The sequence below is a fragment of the Budvicia aquatica DSM 5075 = ATCC 35567 genome, assembly GCF_000427805.1.
In the GTDB taxonomy this organism is placed as follows: domain Bacteria; phylum Pseudomonadota; class Gammaproteobacteria; order Enterobacterales; family Enterobacteriaceae; genus Budvicia; species Budvicia aquatica.
Genome location: NZ_ATYS01000059.1, coordinates 1 through 22,989 on the forward strand (window position 1 = coordinate 1; position 22,989 = coordinate 22,989).

Here is a 22,989-nt window from a genome sequence, read left to right on the forward strand (position 1 = left end):
TGTCCCAGTAGGTTACGGCTAATGGAATAGCCGGTTATGTCATTGATGATGCTTTGCATAACAATATTTCAGGCGACTTCTTGTCGCACATCGTTAATAACGATCAATTGTAGTGAGAGATACAAAAGAGAATCATCTGCGTAAAGCCTTAACCCCGATTAAGGGTTGGCCAGTGATGTTGCTTGGCGGCAAACTATTTCTATTTAGAGGCGATGAAGATACGCGGGGATATGTCAAGTTAAGGGGGGAGTTATCTGGCTAAAGAGCGAAGTAAAATCAGTGAGGATGGTGAACGCAATTTCGGATGCAGTCAGCGCTGAGTATTTTCTTACCATACAGACCGGATCACATTTATGTATTCAGTCGTCCAGTAAGTGACGTATTCCTCTTTTCTTACTTACTATAAGATTTCAAATGACTTCACATGAAAATTGGTACCTGCATCTGCCCTTAAGGGATGGATTACGGTTGCTTGCTATCCAACGAAAAGGAACATGCAAAATCATTTGCTTCACGTAACGCCCAAGGGCATCTCATTTTGGGGTTAACCGCACAGCGCGACCCTGGCGGTGAATATCGCCGTCACCTCTGTAATAGGTCATTAGTTTTCCACCAGAAAACACAACATAGCAGGCCTTGGTTTGAGCATACCGATACCAGTTTATCGGAGCATGGGCGCGAACACTGCCCTTACGTCAATGTGGCCGTTGAAGAGGTTGCCACTGTTGAAGCCTTGAGAGTTTTCCTACCGAAAGTACTCCCGTTGGTACAACGGGGTCATTGGCACTGTAGCGGCTGCGGTCATGCGTACTATGGTGAAAAATACTGCCTGGCTTGTCAGCATGGCGCTAAAAGCTAGGTTGTGGTTATAGGCTGAAGCAGGAAAAGACCTACCCGCGCTATTTCTTTGGCATTTATCCCCCTCAATATTAGTTATCACGATGCCAGCAGGCGTTGTCTTGGCGGCTATCTATCGTTGATGGCAAAGGAGAACCCTCCATGTGAATGCTCAAAGTTTCTATTACTTACGATGTAACCAACAAAATTGTTTCCGCTAAGCAATATCAGCAGACAGCCAACAGACGTATTTCTGTACGTCTCGCGGTTGTCCGTTAATTTGGTGCAACAACCTGAATGTAAAATCGTGGTTTAGCCATGACCTATCCAGTGTTCCAGTAGAGCAACTTCGTGGTTGTGCTTATTATGACCCTGAGGTCAAAAGCAATGAACGACTGGCAAAATTACGCAACATAGTACAGACATTGTCACCAGTCGTCCCGACCAAACATTGGCATTGCAGTTGGTATGATGGAACACATACCGGGGCAAAGCCCTGCAAGCGGTGTCATACCGATATTTATTGTCAACCTATCCAATCTGGCGCTTGAATTTTTAGGCGTGATAGTGAGTCATCCCCAGAGATTGCGGGAACAGTGACATATAGTCCAACACAAGCGTTTTGCTGCCAGTAGTGAAGACTCTCCGTGGCAAGGGAACGGTTCTTAAGCTGGTCATGCTAGGCTTCGTGAGTTAAAGCTCACTGATTTATAACATCGTTCACGACCTTATCTATCTGAGAGCCTGCGCTACGACTTAAAGACTAAAGCGTTACATTCAGATGATATTTATCCTGAGTGAATAGGTCGAGCAAGTTACTTGGCAAAAGAATTGACTAAGCAATACTGTGACGGTGAATGTCACTTTGTTTGCAGTCGCCAATAGCGAGCTCCATTGCACCTGACTCTGCATTGCGGGTGCATCATCCCGTTTCTATTCCAATTATTGTTAATGCGATAGGTCAATGAAATTTGTGAGTAAGCTCTGATTTTGGTTATTTTATTTATTGATATTAAAATAAAATTGTTATTTTAATGTTAATTTATTGTTTCTGATTAGTACTGGGATTGAATGCGGAAAGTCATAATGCTTTTTCTACAAGAGGTTTGTTTGCTTCAACGATGAGGTTTGGCTTGATAGTGGAACACGCTGGCTTAAACGCAACTAAGGCTCCAGCCATAATCGACTTCACATGACTGGGCATGAACGCATAAAGCGGCGAATGTTGGCTCGGAAACTCAGGGGTAACGATTTGGTCAGGTAATCCAATCAGTATGCATTCGACAAGCAATTGCGATGTACCAGTAAACAAGGGTTCAGGTACCACTGACAGTCGAGGTGGCCTGACGGAGGATGTGTCAATACTACTCGGTGCTGTTTGCTGGTCAAAATTCAACGCTGATTGACAGCTATTGAAATAGGTTAGTCTGTTGGAGCGTAGGACAGAGTGCCCCCGTCACTACGTCATTAATATTCGAAAAGTAATCTATGCCTGAGTTCCTCCCAACAGAACGTACTAATGTGCGCTTTTTCGCGGCTGGGACGATCATCTGTTGTAAGTGAATGTCTGCAAGGGGACGATGTCATGGTCGTAAAGTCTGAACCGATAAGTCAGGCGTGGCACACGCTATTGGCTGAGATTAACCAGAGTGTGGATTATCACCGTTCAAAGGTAACTTATTTGTGCTGGGTTGATCGTGTCTGTGTGGTTATTTTTCTGATTTTTTTAGTGTTGTGCGGGGTGTGGGGATTTATCTATGGACTGGATCAGAGACTGATGGCGGTATTTTTCGCGGTCTCAGTGGGGGCATTCATCGTTGCCCGGCGACTCAGTCGTCAGGTGCGCCGACATATTGACGGGTTGGACCAATTGATCCTCTTGCAGACGTGGGCCTCTGGCACCCAGATGACTGCGGATAATTTGACCTACTTGTCTCAGCAATGCCAGCGTATTGGCGGCAAGGAACCCGCGACTACATCGAATGGATAGAGTTTGTGTTAGTTGAACTTTTTCGTTTTAAATGATCCGTTATTTTTTAGGTTATCAGTATCAGATACCGGGTGATCAATATCTAACTGGTTGTTAGCCGTATTATTTACTCACGAACATTCATATTTACTCTGATTTTAATTACTGTGATGGCTATTGGTTAGAAAATATTTAACATCCTTCTTAAGCTGAGCTGGAAATTTTATGGTTATTGTTCTTATTAAATGTCTTTTCAAATCGACACTACCTATTTTATTTCTGCTGTCGACGATGGTGCGGGCTGACGGTTCTGAAAAAATAATGGTGATCCCATTTAGCCTTGACCTAGACTATTCTACGCCAATGGCTGTGCTTGAAATGAATGGATTACGCGCACGTTTTATGATTGATACAGGCTCAGTGACTGCGTTGCATTTAAATGAAGTGTTTATGTCTCAGATTAGCGGCTTGGTGATGGATGAAGGCAAAGAACGTAGTACTGACGCAACCGGCGAAATTTTTTACAATCACCGTTTCCATTTTCCTTCACTAACCGTAAACGGCATGACATTTAAAAATATTCATGGCGTTTCGCTTACACCTTGGGGGTTAACGCTGGGAGAATCAACCAATCGACCAAATACGATGGTGATTGGCCTTAATCTGTTTCATGATAAAGTCATTCGCCTTGATTATCATCAAAGGCGCGTGATTGTCGGTGAAAGCCTCGAGTCCATTGGCGTTAAGCCAAGCGAGGAATGGGTTTCTCTGCCACTACTCATGACCGCCGATGGTATCATTGTGACACTCTCCATAGGGGGCAATGATTACGCTTTTATTTTAGATACAGGAGCGTCAATTTCTGTGTTTTGGAAAGATCATCTTAAGTCATTGTTGTGGCGCGAGCAGTGCAATATTTTAGGTGACAAGGCTACTGAAGATGAATTGAACGCAGCAGATTGTGTCTCGTTAACGCTAAACGATACAGGAGCCAAAAAAGTCAAAACTCCTGTGCTGTTACTCAATGGAAATTTCTCACACCTCCCTTTCGATGGTCTTCTCGGGACGACATTTTTAGATGAGTACGAAACAGTTATCGATTACCCAAAACAACGTTTACTCATCAGAACCGCGAGGTAAAGACTACGTCGAATTCCATAAAGGTACAGAGTGAGCAGCCTGAGCAATACTGAGTCTGATCACTTTGACGAAGCACGAAAACGCGGGGTGACGATTTCCGTTTAATAGATCTGTGTTTCATACTGAGTAACCAACATGTCAAGATAATCGGCCCATTTTTGTAACCAGACTTTATACTCAGCCTCATAACCATGAAGATTGTATGTGCCTTCTATACCTTTGTGGGAGTGGCCTAAAATAGCCTCTGCGACTTCACTGGAGCATCCAAGACGAGATAACCCAGTACGAACTGGTTCTGCGTAGGTCATATGGAGTCCAGTGAGGAATATGAATCATATGCCCACTCTCTCGTAACTTATTTCCAGCAACATTCAAAAAACATAGTGAATCGGTTTGCGAGTTAGTCTGGATGGAAATACATACAGTTCATTATTTGAGATAAGAGACTGAAGAAATTGGATTGCTTGGCTGGATAATTGTACGTGACGTTCCATTTCGTTTTTTGTTTCTCTAAGTCATCCAAATGAGGCGCTGACTTACCGCATCGCCCGGTATGACTTATTAGAAGAGCTAGCCTGCTTATCAGCTCGTGCTGGCCGACGGCATACCGAGCTGCCTAGAAGCCATCGTTAGACAATAAGGACACGATTGCAGGCAATGCGCCTCAACAGTCCTAGCATCCTAGACGATCCTCTAAAATAGCATCAATCCCCCTGCTCCGGCATTAACTAATAGTGGCTGACCGGAGCAGTTTGGGTTCATCATTAGACAGTCATTCACCGTCACGACGGAACGCTGATAGTTGGTGATTGAAGTGGATGTCAATTTTATGATTAAGTACAATATTAAGTCGGGAATTCGCTTTAAGGTTGATGACTACCTCAAGGTAATAATTTTCCTCAATACCTTGCGCAATAACGCGACTTCGTCCTCACTGAAATCGCTGAGCATTGCGTCCTGTTGCTTAGCGGCGATATCCCACAGGGTTTCAGCTTGTTCAATTCCCGCTTCAGTCAGGTGATAGCCATTTCCGGTGTTAGCGACCATACCTTTACGGCGTAGGTTTTCTTCAGCTTCTTCAATTTCCCGGGCTGGCATGGCGACTTCCGTTAGCAGGCGGTCCATATCGAGTTCGGCGTCATTTTCCAGCACCATAAGCATTCGGGCTTCGCTGGTACGTAATCCGCTGGAAAGCTGCTTGGGCTGATAGTTGGCCTGATAGCTGCGCAGTGCCTGAGTTAACAGATAGAATACGTTATGTTTTAACCTCCCCGCCATGGCGCTGTCCGTAGCGCAACACTCTTCTTTCTTTTGTAGCCGGGGATAGGGCAGAACCATTGAGTAAGCTCCCTGATGGTAAAGCAGCGGGGCACGGCCACAGTCATCGAATGCCACGACTTTCCCGATCATAATCCAGTGGTCTCCGCCGTCGACCAGTTGATGTTTTTCGCACTGAAAACGGGCAGAACAGTCGCTTAACAGCGGTGCTCCGCCAAGCCCAACGGCATAAACGACGCCGGAAAATTTATCGTCCTGAGCGCGGGCGAACTGATTGGATAAATTCATCTGGTCGGCGGCCAGTACGTTAACGGCAAAGTGGCTGGCCCGATCAAAAACCGCATAGCTATGGGCTCGTTTATCAATGCTCCACAGAATCAGCGGAGGATCCAGCGAGACGGAATTAAAGCTATTCGCGGTTACACCAACTTGAGTACCGTCAGGTAAGGCCGCCGTTACAATGGTGATCCCGGTGGCAAAATTACCCAACGCTCGGCGAAAGGCTCGCGGATCTGCAACATTATCAATAGAGTCTGTCATGTTGATTATTCCTTATTAAACCATGGTTGGATCGGGTTCCAGACCCATTAGCTCACGGCCAAGAATTTGGGCACAAACATCGTAGTCGGTATAGGCATGGGCCGCAGTCATATGGGAATCCCGGAACAGGCGCTGAATTTCGTTATGTTCCATCCAACTGGTTGCTCCGGCCGCCGTGAACAAGCGGTCAACGGCGGCAATGCACATTTTTACCGCATAGGCCTGATTAGTACGCCAGTTGGTTAACGTGGCTCGGCTCGGGTACTGATGATTACGACCGTGTTCTGCATGCTCTTGCCAGGTTTTCTCCAGAAATGCCCGGGCCGCAGCAATTTGATGGGTTGACTCAGCAAGACGCATCAGCGCAGGAGTTGCTGTTCCTACGCTGGCTCCGGTATAGGCGCGCACGCGTTTTTGGGTTTTTTCTTTAAAGGCCACCAGCATGCGCTCGGCTACGCCAAGGCTGATAGAGGCAAACCCGCAGGCGAAATAGGGTCGGTAAGGAGTATAGAAAATATCGCTGTCTGGGTAGAGGCCAAATCCGCTGGAGCTGCCTTCCATCATATCTTTTGCTGCTTCAATGCGGTAATTAGGAATAAAGGCATCTGTCAGCACCAGCGTCTTTGAACCGCTACTGCGCATGCCAACAGCATACCAGTCATCACGGATCTCATAATCACTGCGCGGCACTACGCCAAAGCTGTAAATCAGTTCACCTTTGGCGTTGGCTCTGCGCATACCTACAATCGCCCATTCCGCGTGATCGCAACCGCTGCTCCAGCCCATTTCGCCGCTCAGATAAACGCCGCCGTTGCCTTCTCTGATGGTGCTGAATGGTGCAATACTGCTGCTGGCGGTTGCATCAGGGTTATCACCCCAGATTTCATCCTGCAGTTGCCGAGAGAACATAGCTAACTGGTGGCTATGGGTGCACAGTAGGCTGAATGCCCAACCGGTTCCCCCGCAGGTACCGGCCAAAGCGGCAACACAGTCGGTAAACTCCGGCAACGAAATTTCCATCCCGCCATATTGCTTCGGCTGAAATACCCGATGCATGCCAATGCTTTTAAGCAGAGCAATATTTTCATCCGGTACTTTTCGTTCCAGCTCAGCACGCCCCGCATTGGCGGCAATTACCGGTAAAATAGTCTTCAATTTATCGAGCATCGGATTTTCTTTGTTCATTATCAGCGTGCCTCCGTAGTGAGTCATAAGACTGTCAGCAAAACCTGACGGCCTGTAATGTTAAATGTTATTTGATTGTTTTATTTTTGTTTCCATATTGAAGCAATTAAACCAATAACAAAGAAGACATTTTCGAGGCAATGACGGGTACTTTTCACGGGCTGACAGGATTAACCGGTTTGCTGTATTGATTTATTGGCGATGAAAAGCGAGGGGGAAAGCGGGAAGACGTGATGTTAAGCATCGATTGTTCCGTGAACGCTAAGCCTCCGATATTTTGGCCCGGCTCAGTCGGTAGTCGGTCGGAGAACTTCCGGTCATCCGAATAAAAAAACGGGAGAAATAGGCCGGATCTTTGAACCCCAATTGATAAGCGATGGTATGAACTGAGTCAGCCGAAAACAGTAGTGATCGCTTAGCTTCGCTCACCAGTCGCTCAAAGATTAGGCGTTTAGGGGGAAGGTTAGAAAATCGCCGGCACAGATCGTTCAGGCGCGACTCAGTAATCCCGATGAGTGCGGCATAGTGCGGTACGGTAAAGTGCTGCCGATAATGCTGGCCGATCAAAAAGTTAAAGCGCTGGAACAGTTTGATATTACCCTTAACGCGGCATACCGATGATTCTAACTGTTCGATATTTCTCAGAAACTGAATAAATAGCGCCTGCGACAACAGCGTCAGCGTTTCGCCCCGCAGAGTATCCTTGCGCTGAAATTCATTGGCGATCATTTGCCAATAGTTTCTGATGGTGTTCAGCTCATCATCATGACCGGACAGTGACTGGCAAATCGCCGGGAGATTCAGGGCTCCCTGATTACCGGGGTAAAGCTTTTCCAACAGCGGCCAGACTAATTCCTGACGGATAGTCAGTACGTGACCATCGCTGTCACATTTTGTATTAAAGGTATGAGGTATTGACGGCGGCGTGATAATAAACAGCGGGGCATGTACCGAATAGTGCTGGTCATCGAGCTGTAGTTCGATTTGTCCGCTGTCGAGAAAATGTACCTGAAAATAACAGTCATGCCAGTGAACCTGCATATCCCGGCCAAAGAACTCAGCCAGACGGGCAAATGATTCGTAGTGAACGTCCCGCGATTCATAGCGGGCGTCGTACACTTTGCTGATATCAATGTTAGGGATAAACGCGGCCTGATGATGTTCATTGTCACTCATGGTTGCCTCCCTCTATGTATTAGATATTTATTAAATAACTATCAAATAGCTATCTGATGCTCAGCACTAAGCAATAAAACGGCAGGCCATAAGCCAGCCCGCCATTGGGTTAAACCGTTACGGCGTTGCCCTCGGTCTGGATTTGTTCATCGGAATAAACCAGATAACCAGTGCGCCAATCAGCAGTAGACCGGCAACAAAATACAGCCCGGACGAGAAACTGCCGGTCTGGTCTTTGAGCCAGCCAATCAACAATGGGCTAACGCCGGAGCCAATATTGCCGGTGGCGTTGATCACCGCAATGCCAACGGCCCGGGCTTCTATGCTGATCGACTGATCCGGCGTAGTCCAGAAAATGGCCATGGCAGTGAATGAACCAACCGAAGCCATAATAATGCCGGTCAGTTGAATTAGCGCATGGTTAGTCAGCGAGGCCAGAATCCAGCCGAATGCGGCAAAGACGTAGGGTAGCACGGTGTGAATTTTACGTTCCTGCAGCCGGTCGGAACGTTTACTCCACCAAATCATGCCGCCGATAGTACAAAACTGCGGAATAGCCGCCAGAATGCCAATGGTGACGTTGCTGCTACCGGTGTTAAAGCTTTGTAGAATCTGTGGCGTCCAGATATTGATGGCGCTCAGGGTATTAGTCAGACAGAAGTAGGCAAAGGTGTACATCAGGATAATCGGGGTGAAAATTTCACGCCACAGGCTTTTCTTTTGCATTGCGCTGTAGCTATTGGGGCCTTCCGGCTGAACCAACGATAGCTGGTCGGCATCCATCATATCCTGCAGGCATTTTTTGTCTTCATCGGTCAGCCATTTAGCCTTAGACGGCTTATCATCCAGATAAAACCAGACCACTACGCCCAGAATGACCGAAGGAAAGCCTTCCAGTAAGAACAACCACTGCCAGCCTCTCAGATCAAACATGCCGTCTAGCGTCAGAATATAACCGGAGGCCAGTGAACCAAAGGCCATGGTGACCGGCATGGCTATCATAAACAGCGCATTGGCTCTGGCGCGGAAATAAGCCGGAAACCAGTAGGTCAGATAAACCAGAATTCCGGGTAAGAAACCAGCTTCGGCAATACCCACCAGCATCCGTAATATATACAGACTGGTCGGCCCGGTGGCAAACATGGTGGCGGTTGAGGCAATACCCCATAGCACCATGATGGTGGCTATCCAGCGCCGGGCACCGACAATGCCTAACATCACATTACTCGGAATACCGCATAACACATAAGTGACGTAAAACAGGGTGGCGGCAAGACCGAACATGGTGGAGCTAAGCCCCAGATCTTTACCCATGGTTAATCCGGCGAAGCCGATATTAATCCGGTCAAGAAAGGAGAAAACAAACAGAATAAATAAAAAAACAATAACTCGGCGAAATAGCTTTTTAATTACCGCCTGTTGTTGTGGGGTATGGTTTTTGTGCTGCATGGCCGGTGAACCGGCGCCTCCGGCATTGCCTGGCAGAGATTGAATATTATTCATAGGCTTTTCCTGAGCGTGTTGACCTACCGGAGGTAAGGCGACACTCCACTCCTTTTATTATTTTCTCAATAAACAGGGCGGCTAATACACCGCGTTTTTATCGCTGGTTTCCGGTGATGAGGAATCCGGCCTTTCAGTCTGAGCAGACAAAGGGTAAAACTGTTTCGCCAGTGCTTCGGCGGCTTTGCAAAGTAAGGTGGTATCAACCCCGACCGCCACAAACAGCACACCTAATGACAGGTAATGCCGGGCCATATCCTGTGTGGCCATCAAAATTCCCGGCGCTTTATTCGCGGCGATAATCTGGCTGATGGCGCGTTCAATGGCTTGTTGAACCTCAGGGTGGTTGGGTTGACCGGGAAACCCCATGTCTGCCGATAGATCTGCCGGACCGATAAATACGCCATCAACGCCTTCAACGGTGAGGATTTCCGCGAGGTTACTTAGCCCGAGGCGGGTTTCAATCTGCACCAGTACGCACATCTCACTATCGGCCTGATCAAGGTAATCGGTGATTCGATTCCAGCGAGACGCTCTGGCCAATGCACTACCCACGCCGCGAATACCGTTGGGCGGATAACGGGTAGACTGTACCGCCAGTCGTGCTTCTTCTGCGCTTTGTACCATCGGTAACAGAATTGTCTGAGCGCCGATATCCAAAATTTGCTTAACCCTGACCGGATCGTTCCACGGTGGCCTGACGACCGTCTGAGAAGAATAGGGGGCGATAGCCTGTAACTGACCGAGTATGGTTTGCAGATCGTTAGGAGCATGTTCTCCGTCGATAAGCAGCCAGTCAAAACCGGCTCCGGCCAATAGTTCTGCGCTATAAGGGCTGCATAAGCCCAGCCACAGGCCAATTTGTGGCCGCTTTTCATCCAGCGCCCGCTTGAAGTGATTTATGGGTAGTTGCATGGTCCGCTCCTTATACAAACCGACAGCTGATAGAACCCATCGGGCCGTAGTCCACGTGGAAGGTGTCACCGCGATTTGCTGCGACCGGGCGGGTAAAGGAGCCGCCCAGAATGACCTGACCCGCTTGCAGATGAACGTCATGAGGCGATAGCTTGTTTGCCAGCCAGGCTACTCCGTTAGCCGGGTGATTTAACACTGCTGCGGCAACGCCGGATTCTTCAATCACGCCGTTACGATAGAGCAGGGCGCTTATCCAACGCAGGTCCAGCGCATCGGGTTTAATCGGCCGACCTCCCATAACCACGCCGGCGTTGGCGGCGTTATCTGAAATGGTATCGAATACCTTACGCGGCCTTTGGCTTTCCGGATCGATGTTGTGACAGCGGGCATCGATGATCTCCAACGCCGGAATAACATAGTCAGTAGCGTTATATACATCGAACATCGTGCAGTTCGGGCCGCTTAGTGGTTTTGCCAGAATAAATGCCAGTTCAACTTCAATGCGCGGCACGATAAAACGGTCAATGGGAATGTCGCTGCCATCGTCAAAAAACATATCGTCCAGCAAGGCCCCGTAGTCAGGCTCACTGATTTGAGAACTGTATTGCATTGCCTTAGATGTCAGACCAATTTTATGGCCTTTGAGCGTTCTCCCCTCTGCAATTTTCATTGCCACCCAGGTGCGCTGAATGGCGTAGGCATCGTCTAGCGTGATATCCGGATTCTGTAGGGAAATCTGCCGGATTTGCTGCTGCTGTTGCTCCGCCTGATTCAACTGCTGAGCCATACGTGTAATAGTTTGTTGATTTAACATTGAGATTTCCCGTTGAGATCCAGCCCGCCAAAACAGAGGTATTTAACTTCCATATAGTCTTCAATACTGTAACGCGAGCCTTCCCGGCCCATACCGGACTGTTTGATACCGCCAAACGGGGCCGATTCGTTTGAAATAATGCCTTCGTTAATACCGACCATGCCGCACTCCAGCGCTTCGGCTACGCGATAAATACGTCCGATGTCTCTGGAATAGAAGTAAGCGGCCAGGCCCGACTCCGTCTGGTTTGCCAGACTAATAGCCTGCTCTTCGGTCTGAAAACGGATAATTGGTGCCACCGGGCCAAAAGTCTCTTCGTTAGCAATCAGCATGTTCTCAGTCACCTCAGTCAGCACTGTAGGCTGAAAAAACAGTCCGCCCCGGTGGTGAAGTTCACCACCGGTGAGCACCTTGGCGCCATGCAGTTTGGCATTATCGATATGAGACCGTACTTTGGTCACGGCGGCAGCGTTGATAAGGGGGCCCTGCTGGAAGTCACCTTCCTGAGCAGGGCCGACCTGTAATGCGGCAACGGCGGTAGCCAGTTTTTGGCTGAATAATTCATAGACTGAATCCTGAACCAGCAAGCGATTAGCACAGACGCATGTCTGCCCACTGTTGCGAAATTTTGCAGCGATAGCGCCGGTGACTGCCGCGTCCAGATCGGCATCATCAAAGACAATGAACGGTGCGTTACCGCCCAGCTCCAGCGACATTTTCTTCACCGTAGCTGCGCACTGAGCCATCAACAGCTTGCCGACGTGGGTAGAACCGGTGAATGAAAGCTTGCGCACCACGGGGCTTTGAGTGAGCGCTTTGCCAATAGCGACGGCATCGGTGCCGGTAACGACGTTAAATACCCCATCAGGGATCCCGGCCTGCTGAGCCAGAGCGGCTAGGGCTAAAGCCGAAAGCGGCGTGTCCGGTGCGGGTTTTAGTACCACGGTACAACCCGCAGCCAACGCTGGTGCTACTTTGCGAGTAATCATGGCGTTAGGAAAATTCCATGGCGTAATTGCGGCAACAACGCCTACCGGTTGTTTAATGGTGGTTATCCGCCTGCCGGGCAGAGGAGAAGGGATAGTCTCACCATAAGTTCTCTTACCTTCCTCGGCAAACCACTCAATAAAGCTGGCACCGTACAGAATTTCACCCCTGGATTCGGCCATCGGTTTTCCCTGCTCCAGACTGAGCAGTTCGGCCAATGGTTCCTGATGGCGAATAATCAATTGGTACCATAGCTGCAAGTACTGACTACGCTGCTTAGCGGTAAGCTGACGCCACTCGGGTAAGGCTTTTCGGGCTGCATCGATAGCCGCCAGCGTTTCCTGTTCGCCCAGGTTACTGACTTCGGCAATAACTTCACCGTTAGCTGGATTGGTAACGGCAAAGGTGGTTTTATCGTCGGCGTCGCACCAGTGGCCGTTAATGAATGCCTGTTGGTAAATAAATTCTGCTAGCATTATTGGCCTCCTTTGTCAGACGAGACCGAGTTAACCGAGGCTGTGTCAAAAAGGGCGTGGACGTTATTTTGCTTAAAGTTAAATTCAGCATCGAGCTCAACCATCTCAAAAGAAATAGCCAGATAACGTTCTGCCATCAACGGTGCAAAGTGCTGTTGAATCAAAGTAAACAACGACTCAGCTACCCGTTTTTTACTTTCCTGACTTCGTCCGTGTCCGATTTTTAACGTCATATGAACAAAGGCATAGTCATGGGCCCCGTCGGCCATTTGCCATGTATCCAGCCAGATAGCCCGGCAGCGCACGCCAGCCAGCGGAAAAATCCCGCTTGCCGCCAGATTCTGGCTAACCTTGGCGAACAGTTCGGGCAACTGGGCCTGCTCGCGGATATTGTCGGTACATTCGGCGTAAAAGTGTGGCATATCGCCTCCGGTTGTAGCGATGCCCTGCAGTTCAGCATATTGCGGGCATCAGTTGATTAAGCGGCTTTTTGGTTGATATCGGCAGGTAATGGGAAGATCGCGTTAACCTGACCGGTGCCTGAACTAGGGAACAGATCGGTGACAAATTCCACTTTGCCGTCGTATTTATCCCAACCCAGCAGGCCTAACAACATTACAGTATCGTGCATATTACCTTCGCCGAAGCAGTATTGAGCATATTCGGGTAACATCGCACAGAATTCTTTAAAGCGGCCTTCTTTCCATAGCTTGACCACGCGCTCATCCATCTGGCGGTCAAATTCACGGGTATAGCTGTGCATGCCTTCTTCAGCCCGGCGATCGTCAATAAAGCGATGGGACAGTGAACCGCTTGCCAGAACCGCGACGGTTCCGTCATAGTTTTTGATCGCGTTAAGAATGGCTTCGCCCATGCGACGGCTGTCTTCAAAATCATGCACCGTACAGAAGGCGGAAATAGAAATGACCTTGAAATGTTTGTCCTGATTCATATAACGCATTGGCACCAGCGTGCCGTATTCCAGATTTAAACTCGGAATATTATGCGCCTGAGCTCGAACGCCTAATTTACGTGCCTCTTCAGCAATCATCTGACCTAATTTAGGGTTACCGTCATAGTCAAAGCTAATATCGCGGATAAAATGGGGCAGCTCATTACTGGTATAAATGCCGCTGAAACGGTCGGTACAGTTAATATGATAAGCGCTGTTCACCAACCAGTGAGTATCGAATACGATAATGGTATCCACCCCCAGATCGCGACAGCGCTGGCCAATCTCAATATGCCCGTCAATAGCCGCCTTCCGGCACCCATGATTCTTCCCCGGCAATTCTGATAAATACATCGAAGGGACGTGTGTAGTCTTTGCTGCTAACGCTAAATTACCCATAAGTTCCTCACTAGATTCCTGTCGATCAGAAATCATTAAATTGTCTGGTTATAAAAAGCCCGCAGGCCGCGATGAGTTACGTTCAGGTACAACCACTGACAAATTTTTATTGGTTATTGGTTATTGGTTATTGGTTACGGCTCTTATTTATTAATGAATCACCACCTATGCTGGGCTGTTATCTAAACTACGGTGTCATACTCCCCATCTTGGAATTCCATGATCGCCAAACGAAATACACACATTCTTCATTTCGGCAAACACTTCAAAACTGTATTCACCGCCTTCACGGCCGGTTCCGGAGGCTTTAACGCCGCCAAACGGCTGTCGTAAATCCCGCACGTTTTGAGTATTGACAAACACCATGCCAGCTTCAATGTTGCGCGACAGCCGTAAGATTTTGCTGATGTCCTGCGTCCAGATATACGATGCCAGACCGTACTCAATATCATTAGCCATCTGCAGGCCGTCTTCTTCACTGTCAAACGGGATCAGGCAGGCCACCGGGCCAAAGATCTCTTCCTGTGCCACGCGCATGCGGTTATCTACATCGGCTAATACCGTAGGGCGTAAAAAGTGGCCGCCCTGCAGATGGGCTGGAAGATCGGCCGGTTTATCCGGGCCACCGGCCAACAGCGTCGCGCCTTCTTCCATTCCCAGACGGATATAACCAGAGACCTTTTCCCAATGCTGCTGGCTGATCATAGAACCGAGCTGAGTCGTCATATCCTGCGGATCGCCGACCGTTAGGCGATTGGCCCGTTCAGCGAAGCGCTTCACAAACTCCTGATAGATGCTGCGTTGAATAAAGATGCGTGAACCCGCGGTACAACGTTCGCCGTTGATGGAAAATATGGTGAACAAGGAGGCATCCAGCGCCCGTTCTATATCTGCATCTTCGAAAATCAGCACCGGTGATTTACCGCCGAGTTCCATCGAATACTTTTTCAGGCCTGCACTTTCCATAATTCTGCGTCCGGTCTGAGTTCCGCCGGTAAAAGAGACCGAACGAACATCGTGATGACGCACCAGCGCATCACCGGCAGTGGCGCCATAGCCCTGAACCACGTTCAGCACGCCGGCTGGAATCCCAGCTTCCAGCGCCAATTCGCCTAAATAGTTCGCTGTCAGCGGTGATAACTCCGACATTTTCAGTACCGCGGTATTACCCAACGCTAGACAAGGGGCGACTTTCCACGTCGCCGTCATAAACGGCACGTTCCACGGTGATATCAGCGCGCAAACGCCGACCGGCTGAACCAGCGTATAGTTGAGCATCTTGTCGTCTACCGGATAGGTCTTGCCGTTCATCTGTTGGCAGACTTCGGCAAAAAACTCAAAGTTATGAGAGGCGCGGGGGATCAGTACGTTTTGCGTTTGATGAATAGGCAACCCAGTGTCAGCCGTTTCCATACGGGCAATTTCGGGTACGTGCTTAGCAATTAAATCCCCCAGGCTGCGCATCAGCCGTGCACGTTCTTTCATTGGCAGGCTGGCCCATTTTGGAAAGGCTTGCTTCGCGGCTTCTACCGCCTGATTGACTTCAGCTTCACCGCCTGATGCTACATCGGCCAGTACTTCACCGGTTGCCGGGTTGACGGTCTGGAAGGTCTCTTTACTGGCGACATTTTTACCATTGATCCAGTGGTTAATCATTTGCATGACAGGCTACCTCATATTCAGTTTCACTTACAATCCGGTTGACTAATCGCCCAACGCCTTCAACTTCAACGATAACTTCATCACCGGGAACCACGTCTGACAGGCCTTTTGGCGTGCCGGTGGCGATCATGTCGCCCGGTTGCAAGGTCATGAAATTGCTCAGGTAGGCAATCAGGTACGGGATATCGAAAATAAGATCTTTGGTGGAGCCTTTCTGGCGCAGCTCCCCGTTGACGTGAGTAGTCAACGTCAGATTATGCGGGTCCGGAATCGCTGATTTATCAACGATCCATGGGCCTATCGGGGTTAAGGTATCCCGGCTTTTTACCCGCAAATTCGGGCGATAGTAGTTCTCCAGATAATCACGGATGGCATAATCGTTACATACCGTATAACCACCGACGTATTCCATGGCATTTTCCCGGCTAACGTTACGGGCGGTTTTACCGATGACCACCACCAGCTCCGATTCATAGTGCATATAGTCAACGTTGTCCGGGCGTACCGAAACCTGACGATGCCCGGTTAAGGTGTTAGAAGCCTTGATGAAAATCAGCGGCTCTTCCGGTGCTTTAAACTCAAGCTCTGCCGCATGGTCCGCATAGTTCAGCCCCAGAGCAAACACGGTGCCTTCTGCGGGAGGTAACCAGTCGAAGGTACCCGCAGCCAGTACGGAACCGTTGCTAAGCACGGCCTGTTCCTGCCCATCAATGGTGACCTGATGTGGTTGGCCTTGGTATTGAATACGCGCGTGCTTCATACCGAACCTCCTTGCTGCATAACGATATTGGTTAACTCAGGTAACCCTTGCGCCCGGACGGTAATGCGATCGCCGGGATGAATTTTGATCCGTTGGTGTGGCGTGCCGATAAGAATTTTGTCGCCGGGCTGAAGGGCAGCGAAATCACTCAGCGCGCAGACCAGTTCATGGGCGCCGCGCAGCAGATCTGCGGTATTCCAGCGGTCGGCTTCGACGCCGTTAATATCGGTGCAGACGATCAGTTGGTCGGGGTTAATGGCTAAAACCGCATCACCTATCGGGCAAAAACCGTCGCAGCATTTGGCCTTGATGGCCGGGCGATAAAAGCTGGTCTCCGGCAGGCTGATATCATTAGCCAGCGCGTAGCCGGCAATATATTCGGCAGCCTGCTCTGGTTTAACTCTGCGGGCGGTTTTGCCTATCACAATGGCCAGCGTTGCACCGCTCAGTACCTCTGACTCACCGGAAGGGTAAGGGATAGGCGCCAGATGGCCAATCTGCGTATTGTGCGGTTTAATAAACCACACTGGCGTTTTAGGCAATGTTTGGTAGGGCGGTTGCTGGAAGGCATCACTCCAGGCTGTCATCTGACTGCGATGGTTCAGCGCAACTGCAAACACGTTATTGTTCATGATAAGCAGATTCCTTTAGGGCAAGTTGTACTCATTGAGTTGTTATTTTCATCTCATTAATATGTTAATGATATATTTATAGGGATGTCATGCGGAGATCAAATAAACGTTTAATTGTTGTGATCTATGCAACAAGTTATTTACATAAAAATAATATTTATATTTAATATCAATTAGTTAATTTAATTTATATTGGTTATTCGATTCAGCTGGTGAATTTATCATTAACATTTAATTGAATTTTAAGTGCGGGAAGCGGGTTAACCCGCTAATATGACAATCAATGTCATCGGATAACAGCCCGAAAGCATTTCTGTTCTGCTATCGTATCCGGCGAGGATTTATTTTTACCTGCCATACTGAAGACGTGATATCTGAAGTGAAGGCTTAACTGAGAGTGAAAAGATTTATGCATGAATCTCTGACCATTGCCCTGCTACAGGCCCGTGAGGCTGCTATGGGTTTTTTCCGCCCGGTGCTCAATGAGTATAACCTGACGGAACAGCAGTGGAGGATTATCCGGGTTCTTGCCGAAATGCATTCCTGCGATTTTCATCTTCTGGCCCGCCAAACCTGCATTTTACGCCCCAGCCTGACCGGAATTTTGTCGCGCATGGAACGGGATGATTTAATTATCCGCCTCAAGCCACTAAACGATCAGCGTAAGCTTTATGTCTCTCTGACGGATAAAGGCCATGAGATTTATCAACAGGCCAGAGTGCATGTTGAAAAGGGTTATCGTCAGATTGAGCAAAATTTTTCTGCGGAAAAGTTAGATGAACTGATGATATTGCTGGAGCGGTTTATTGTAGTGGTAGATAAAAGCGGCGACGCCGCTTTATCCATGGACGATAATCAATAAGTCCGATGTTACTCAGGGGCTGATTCAATAAGAAAATATGTATTATCGCAGTCACTCTATGACGAGTTTTTGTGACTTATCTTATATCTTGAATAGCTAAATAAATGCGCTTAGTAGTAGATCACTGAAGGGAACTCAATCCGGTTTGAGCGATCTGCTCAATCGCCAAACATCACAAATCCTCAAAACCGGACCGAGTTATGCAGATCATAGCACCTATCCCTCGAAATGAACGTCTACATATGGAAAAATTGTTCAGAAAACAAAGGACAAAAATCATTCCAGACGTCTTATCGCCATGCTTATGTTACATCGTGGCGAATCACTAACTTATGTCACTAAAACATTATGTGCGGCTCGTTCATCCATCGGACGCTGGATTAACTGGTTCACATTATTTGGCGTTGAAGGTCTAAAAAACCTTAAAGCTGGACGCGCCCAACGCTGGCCGGTTGCGGATATTCTTAAGATCCTGCTGCTGGTACAACGCTCTCCACAGGATTCTTGCTGGCTTCGCTCACGCTGGAGCAAGGAGTTGCTGGCTCCAGCGTCAACCGGTTTTTTAACGTGCTTCTCCATCTCTCCACCTTGCATCAATATCTCAACATGGCGGGTATTGTCTGGCGCAGGGTAGCACCAACGCTAAAAATCAAAGACCCGCACTATGAGGAAAAGCGGCTTGCTATCATGCTGGCGCTGGTTCAGAAGCAAACGGAACATCCCGTATTTTATCAGGATGACGTCGATATCGACCTGAACCCCAAAATCGGTGCGGACTGGATGCGTAAAGGACAACAGAAACGTATCGCCACACAAGGGCAGAATCATAAGCATTATCTGGCGGGAGAACTGCATTCTGGCACCGTAAAAATCCACTACGTCAGCGATAACAGTAAAAATTCTGATTTATTTTTCAGCCTGTTAGTGGCATTGCGGTACACATACCGGCGAGCGAAAATCATTACGCTGGTTCTTGATAACTACATCATTCATAAAAGCCGTAAAGTGGAGCGCTGGCTGGAAAATAACACTAAGTTCCGGTTGTTGTTTCTGCCGACATATTCACCCTAGCTGAACCCAATAGAGCTGCTGTGGTTATCGTTACACGAAACCATAACGCGAAACCACCAGTGTCGTTATATGTGGCAGTTAATGAAACAGGTCAATCAGTTTATGAGGGTTGCTTCACCGTTCCCTGGTAATCAACACGGACTTGCTAAAGTGGATCATTAATATGCGAAGCTAATGTCGATGTGTACAAGGAGTTTATGAACGGGACTAAAACTCACGTTTCCGGCGTGGATTTTAGTAGCCGAGGTAAACGCCAGTCGGTCGGCGTGGGCGTCGGTGGGACCAATGAATGGCAGAACGGGCGTTATGCGGTATACGGTAATGTTAACTTAATCAGTGCAACCCATAACGTCAGCGATAACTATTCGATTGGCGGCACGGTGGGGGGCGTGTGGGTTGGTAAACATGATGAAAATAGCGGCAATGGCATAACATTGGCAACAGACGAAAAACCGTTCAGACCGACGGTGTTCAGAAGATAAACGGTTGCGAGAATATGGGGATGCTTTACGTTTCAGTTCTTTGGTGCCGCTACCAACCTGACGGCCGATANGCTGCAACCGNACATACCCACACCGTTACCGTGGGCCGGTAGTTTATTACTGAACACTGAATGACTAACAGCGCTGGCGGCTTGCAATATCNATAAAGCCTTCATTCGTAAAATAGAGGAAAACAGAAATGAATGAGTATTAACATCAAAGCGGATTAANGAGTTGGCGGGCTTTCCGGAAAAAAGGTCCGTCATCATATACCATTACTCGCGGGTATTTCCCGTCTCAGNCNAGTAGTGAGGAATATACTGAGTTGGTAGCTAATTCGACGTCANAAGAGCGCGGCAATCACTTCAAATAGTATTGATAACGCCTGTGTCGGTCCATCGAAAAGGATGGATAGGATAGTTAGAAATATAATGAATAACGATGTCGTGAAAATTAATACACTCCGGTTTTTGTTAAATACTTCCTTTAGCACTGCGGTGATTATTCCAGCTATAACGCTCGATACAGCTAGGGTAACAAGAATGGCCATAAGGGCGGCAGCGGTATACATATGAATTTCCCTATAATGTGGTAAGAAATCCCCATATGTCAGGAGGAAGTTATTGCTGGGGCGGCACGACAATAATCGCAGTTATCTCCGCCATGGTCAAATCGACTAAGCGGTGTCATTCCGATATTTATTGCCAACCCATCCAATCTGACGCTTGAATCCTCCTGCGTAGTATGCAAGCTTTAACGAAGCACGGAAACTCGGGGTGACGATTATCGCGGGTGTAGCCTTGAACGGTACAACAACGTCTTACTCATAGTCTTCCTATAAAAGGACATCGCCCTTCACATTGACGATGTGATTCGTCGGCTGGCCCCAGAGAGCTATTTTTAGTTTAAACATGGAGAGGTTCCAAATGGTTAATATCCCACGATGTTCATCGACTGACCGGTCAATACATCAAACATGACGGGTCAGTCTTGGTTAACGTGATAGCTTTCCTTCGTGTAGGGTTGTCTAGTCTAGCGGCTTACCTTTGGTTTCAGGCAGTAACATCGTGACGACCAGCACGACACCATAGGCCCCCCCTGCGAAGATGCCAATGGCGGATGCCAAACTGCTTGTCTGACTCAGATAACCCACCAATCCTGGAAATAATGCGCCGATCCCACGACCTACATTGTAGGTAAAACCTTGTCCGGTAGCACGAACAGCCGACGGAAAGAGCTCGGTAAGAAAGGCACCCATGCCACTGAAGATCCCGGACGCCGAAAAACCGAGCGGGAAGCCCAGAAAGAGCATCTGTGTGTTGGTCAGCTCAAGTTGGGTATACGCAAAAATAGTTATGCATGAAAGCAGCGCAAAGATAATCAAGTTGGCTCGTCGCCCAAGTCTGTCGGTGAGGTAAGCACCGCAGATATACCCCACGAAAGAGCCCAGGATAATCACCATCAGATACCCGCCCGTGCCGATGATGGAAAGATGCCGCTCGGTCTTGAGGAAAGTGGGTAACCAGGTTGTGATCGCGTAATAGCCACCTTGTACACCCGTACAGAGCAACGAGGCTAAGATAGTGGTTTTGAGCAGCGCAGGGGAGAATATCGCCCAGGGCGAAACGCGTTTATCCTTGGCTTTTTGTTCGCGTTGGGCTCTTAGAAACACCTCCGGTTCGGGGACATTCTTGCGTATGTAAAGCACCAGAAGTGCCGGGAGCACGCCAATCCAGAACAGCGAGCGCCAGGCCCATTCTTCAGGTAGGATTGAGAACATCAATGTGTAGAGCAAGGCGGCTGCGCCCCAGCCGATAGCCCATCCACTTTGTACCGTGCCGACCGCTTTACCGCGGTGTTCTGAACGGACAATTTCGCCCATGAGCACTGAGCCGACAGCCCATTCGCCACCAAAACCCAGACCTTGAAGGGCGCGTAATATAAAGACTTGTTCGAAGTTCTGGGCAAAACCGATCAGCACCGTGCACAAGGAGAACCACAGGATCGTGATTTGCAGGATGCGCACCCGGCCATAACGGTCGGCAAGGATACCTGCGCCCCATCCGCCAATCGCGGAGAAAAGCAGGGTGACGGTGCTCAACATGCCGGCCTGACCTTTGTCGATGTGCCAGAGGCCCATCAGCGTAGCGATGACGAAGGTGAACACCATGAAATCCAGGGCATCCAGCGCCCAGCCTCCAAACGCGGCGACGAAGGTGTTTTTCTCTGTCTTATTGAGATCGCTGAACCAACTCATAAATATCTCCTTTTCGGCCTTGTTTTTTGATGCACAAGCCGTTTTTTGTTGTTTTATTCAGAAGCCATAGAGGCGAGCAGGGTTATCGACTAAGATCCGGTTGCGCATCGACTCATCAGGTACCCAGCTTGCAAGCAAGTTGCGTAATCTTCCTGTGTCGGGCATTCGGGACACGGATACATGCGGCCAGTCGCTTCCCCAGACCATGCGGTCGGGCGCGGCTTCGATGAGTTGCTGCGCGAGGGGGGTAACATCGAGATAGTCGTTTTGCCAAGACTCACTGATGCGATAGGCCCCTGACAACTTTGCCCACCATCCATGATCCCTGACTATGTGCAATAAAGCCTGATAACCCGGATGATTGAGCCCCAGAGAGACGGGCATATGCCCCATGTGGTCGACGATGCACTGGCAAGGTAGTTTTTTCATTCGCGGCATCAGTTCCGGCAGTTGTCTCACATCCATCAGGAACTGCATATGCCAACCCAGAGGGGCTATCCTCGATGCTAATGTCTCCATGGCATCGAAGCCGATCCCCCCGCCGAACAGCACGTTGATACGAAGCCCTCTCACCCCGCCAGCGTGCATGTCGAGCAGTGTTTGGTCAGTCACGGCTTGCGTCACCACCGCGATGCCGCGAAGGCATTCAGGATGACGCATCAATACCTCAAGCATGTAGCGGTTATCTGAACCATACACACTGGGTTGCACTAATACACCCCGGCTCATGCCGGTCTCGGTCAGCATAGCCAGATATTTGTCTTCCGGTGCCGGTGGTGGGGTATAGCTGCGATCTTCCACCATGGCATAAACCGGACTCGGAGAAATAACGTGTGCGTGGGTGTCGCACGCCCCTTCGGGAAGGTCGAACTTCGGTGCTTCCTGGCTATCCAATGGCGCCAAACATGCCACGGTTGAACGAATAATTTCGGGAGAGAAATGTGCCATTTGAGCCTCTTTATATGAAAGGGATCCGGGAGTTGACAGAGATGTCCCTTTATTTTCAGGATGACTGAAAATCTGGGATACCGAAAAACTACGCCTTCTTGATAATTAGGTTTGAGATAATTTTGCTCATACCCGTGAGCGATG

At 48.8% G+C, this 22,989-nt stretch carries 20 protein-coding genes and 2 pseudogenes; 7 read left to right on the top strand and 15 right to left on the bottom strand.

What is annotated here, in order from left to right:
* The first annotated feature begins 472 nt into the window (after window positions 1-472).
* The 4 genes from YWE_RS0117925 (at window position 473) to YWE_RS0117935 (ending at window position 3,946) form a co-directional block, all read left to right on the top strand.
* Window positions 473-859, top strand: a complete 387-nt coding sequence (locus tag YWE_RS0117925; RefSeq protein WP_029095775.1) for a putative zinc ribbon protein — start codon at window positions 473-475, stop codon at window positions 857-859.
* Window positions 860-1,061: 202 nt separating this feature from the next.
* Window positions 1,062-1,388, top strand: a complete 327-nt coding sequence (locus YWE_RS31995) for a putative zinc ribbon protein (protein ID WP_084167124.1) — start codon at window positions 1,062-1,064, stop codon at window positions 1,386-1,388.
* 1,034 nt (window positions 1,389-2,422) lie between these two features.
* A complete protein-coding gene (locus YWE_RS0117930) occupies window positions 2,423-2,827 on the top strand; it encodes a hypothetical protein (protein ID WP_029095776.1) in 405 nt (134 codons plus the stop codon).
* Between the two features lie 204 nt (window positions 2,828-3,031).
* A complete protein-coding gene (locus tag YWE_RS0117935) occupies window positions 3,032-3,946 on the top strand; it encodes a pepsin/retropepsin-like aspartic protease family protein (RefSeq protein ID WP_051323422.1) in 915 nt (304 codons plus the stop codon).
* 101 nt (window positions 3,947-4,047) lie between these two features.
* Here YWE_RS0117935 and YWE_RS0117940 read toward each other — a convergent pair whose 3' ends face one another.
* The 13 genes from YWE_RS0117940 to YWE_RS0118000 all read right to left on the bottom strand — a co-directional run bounded on the left by YWE_RS0117940 (window position 4,048) and on the right by YWE_RS0118000 (window position 17,225).
* Entirely contained in the window at window positions 4,048-4,254 is a 207-nt protein-coding gene (locus YWE_RS0117940) for a site-specific integrase (protein ID WP_029095778.1), read from the bottom strand.
* A gap of 568 nt (window positions 4,255-4,822) precedes the next feature.
* Window positions 4,823-5,764 (bottom strand): p-hydroxyphenylacetate 3-hydroxylase reductase component, encoded by a 942-nt coding sequence (locus YWE_RS0117945; RefSeq protein ID WP_029095779.1) that lies wholly within the window; start codon window positions 5,762-5,764, stop codon window positions 4,823-4,825.
* Between the two features lie 15 nt (window positions 5,765-5,779).
* Window positions 5,780-6,949: a p-hydroxyphenylacetate 3-hydroxylase oxygenase component gene (locus tag YWE_RS0117950; protein WP_029095780.1), complete on the bottom strand. Its 1,170-nt coding sequence runs from the start codon at window positions 6,947-6,949 to the stop codon at window positions 5,780-5,782.
* Window positions 6,950-7,210: 261 nt separating this feature from the next.
* Window positions 7,211-8,125, bottom strand: coding sequence for a 4-hydroxyphenylacetate catabolism regulatory protein HpaA (gene hpaA, locus YWE_RS0117955; RefSeq protein WP_029095781.1), 915 nt, complete (start codon window positions 8,123-8,125; stop codon window positions 7,211-7,213).
* Window positions 8,126-8,242: 117 nt separating this feature from the next.
* Complete coding sequence (hpaX, locus tag YWE_RS0117960; RefSeq protein ID WP_029095782.1) at window positions 8,243-9,628, bottom strand: 4-hydroxyphenylacetate permease; 1,386 nt, start codon at window positions 9,626-9,628, stop codon at window positions 8,243-8,245.
* A gap of 81 nt (window positions 9,629-9,709) precedes the next feature.
* Entirely contained in the window at window positions 9,710-10,543 is an 834-nt protein-coding gene (hpaI, locus tag YWE_RS27735; RefSeq protein ID WP_051323423.1) for a 4-hydroxy-2-oxoheptanedioate aldolase, read from the bottom strand.
* A gap of 10 nt (window positions 10,544-10,553) precedes the next feature.
* A complete protein-coding gene (hpaH, locus tag YWE_RS0117970) occupies window positions 10,554-11,357 on the bottom strand; it encodes a 2-oxo-hept-4-ene-1,7-dioate hydratase (RefSeq protein ID WP_029095783.1) in 804 nt (267 codons plus the stop codon).
* Window positions 11,351-12,820, bottom strand: a complete 1,470-nt coding sequence (locus tag YWE_RS0117975) for an NAD-dependent succinate-semialdehyde dehydrogenase (protein ID WP_036016467.1) — start codon at window positions 12,818-12,820, stop codon at window positions 11,351-11,353. Before YWE_RS0117975 ends, hpaH begins: the two co-directional genes overlap by 7 nt.
* A complete protein-coding gene (locus YWE_RS27740) occupies window positions 12,820-13,242 on the bottom strand; it encodes a 5-carboxymethyl-2-hydroxymuconate Delta-isomerase (RefSeq protein WP_051323424.1) in 423 nt (140 codons plus the stop codon). Before YWE_RS27740 ends, YWE_RS0117975 begins: the two co-directional genes overlap by 1 nt.
* A 56-nt stretch (window positions 13,243-13,298) precedes the next feature.
* Window positions 13,299-14,171 carry a 3,4-dihydroxyphenylacetate 2,3-dioxygenase gene (gene hpaD, locus YWE_RS0117985; protein ID WP_029095785.1) on the bottom strand — a complete coding sequence of 291 codons (873 nt, stop codon included), beginning with the start codon at window positions 14,169-14,171 and terminating at the stop codon, window positions 13,299-13,301.
* 195 nt (window positions 14,172-14,366) lie between these two features.
* Entirely contained in the window at window positions 14,367-15,833 is a 1,467-nt protein-coding gene (gene hpaE, locus YWE_RS0117990; RefSeq protein WP_029095786.1) for a 5-carboxymethyl-2-hydroxymuconate semialdehyde dehydrogenase, read from the bottom strand.
* Window positions 15,820-16,593 (bottom strand): fumarylacetoacetate hydrolase family protein, encoded by a 774-nt coding sequence (locus tag YWE_RS0117995; RefSeq protein WP_029095787.1) that lies wholly within the window; start codon window positions 16,591-16,593, stop codon window positions 15,820-15,822. The genes hpaE and YWE_RS0117995 overlap by 14 nt, the downstream gene beginning before the upstream one ends.
* Window positions 16,590-17,225: a fumarylacetoacetate hydrolase family protein gene (locus tag YWE_RS0118000; RefSeq protein ID WP_029095788.1), complete on the bottom strand. Its 636-nt coding sequence runs from the start codon at window positions 17,223-17,225 to the stop codon at window positions 16,590-16,592. Before YWE_RS0118000 ends, YWE_RS0117995 begins: the two co-directional genes overlap by 4 nt.
* Before the next feature lie 409 nt (window positions 17,226-17,634).
* Between YWE_RS0118000 and hpaR the strand changes: the two genes are divergently transcribed.
* The 3 genes and pseudogenes from hpaR to YWE_RS27750 all read left to right on the top strand — a co-directional run.
* Window positions 17,635-18,087, top strand: coding sequence for a homoprotocatechuate degradation operon regulator HpaR (gene hpaR, locus YWE_RS0118005; protein ID WP_029095789.1), 453 nt, complete (start codon window positions 17,635-17,637; stop codon window positions 18,085-18,087).
* A gap of 200 nt (window positions 18,088-18,287) precedes the next feature.
* Window positions 18,288-19,320: pseudogene (locus YWE_RS29125) on the top strand (IS630 family transposase).
* A gap of 23 nt (window positions 19,321-19,343) precedes the next feature.
* A pseudogene (locus YWE_RS27750) lies at window positions 19,344-19,561 on the top strand (hypothetical protein); the annotation flags it as partial.
* 1,106 nt (window positions 19,562-20,667) lie between these two features.
* On the opposite strand, the gene YWE_RS0118035 reads toward YWE_RS27750, so the two are convergent.
* A complete protein-coding gene (locus YWE_RS0118035) occupies window positions 20,668-21,897 on the bottom strand; it encodes an MFS transporter (RefSeq protein WP_029095793.1) in 1,230 nt (409 codons plus the stop codon).
* Window positions 21,898-21,954: 57 nt separating this feature from the next.
* Complete coding sequence (locus YWE_RS0118040; RefSeq protein WP_084167126.1) at window positions 21,955-22,845, bottom strand: amidohydrolase family protein; 891 nt, start codon at window positions 22,843-22,845, stop codon at window positions 21,955-21,957.
* Window positions 22,846-22,989 lie beyond the last annotated feature (144 nt).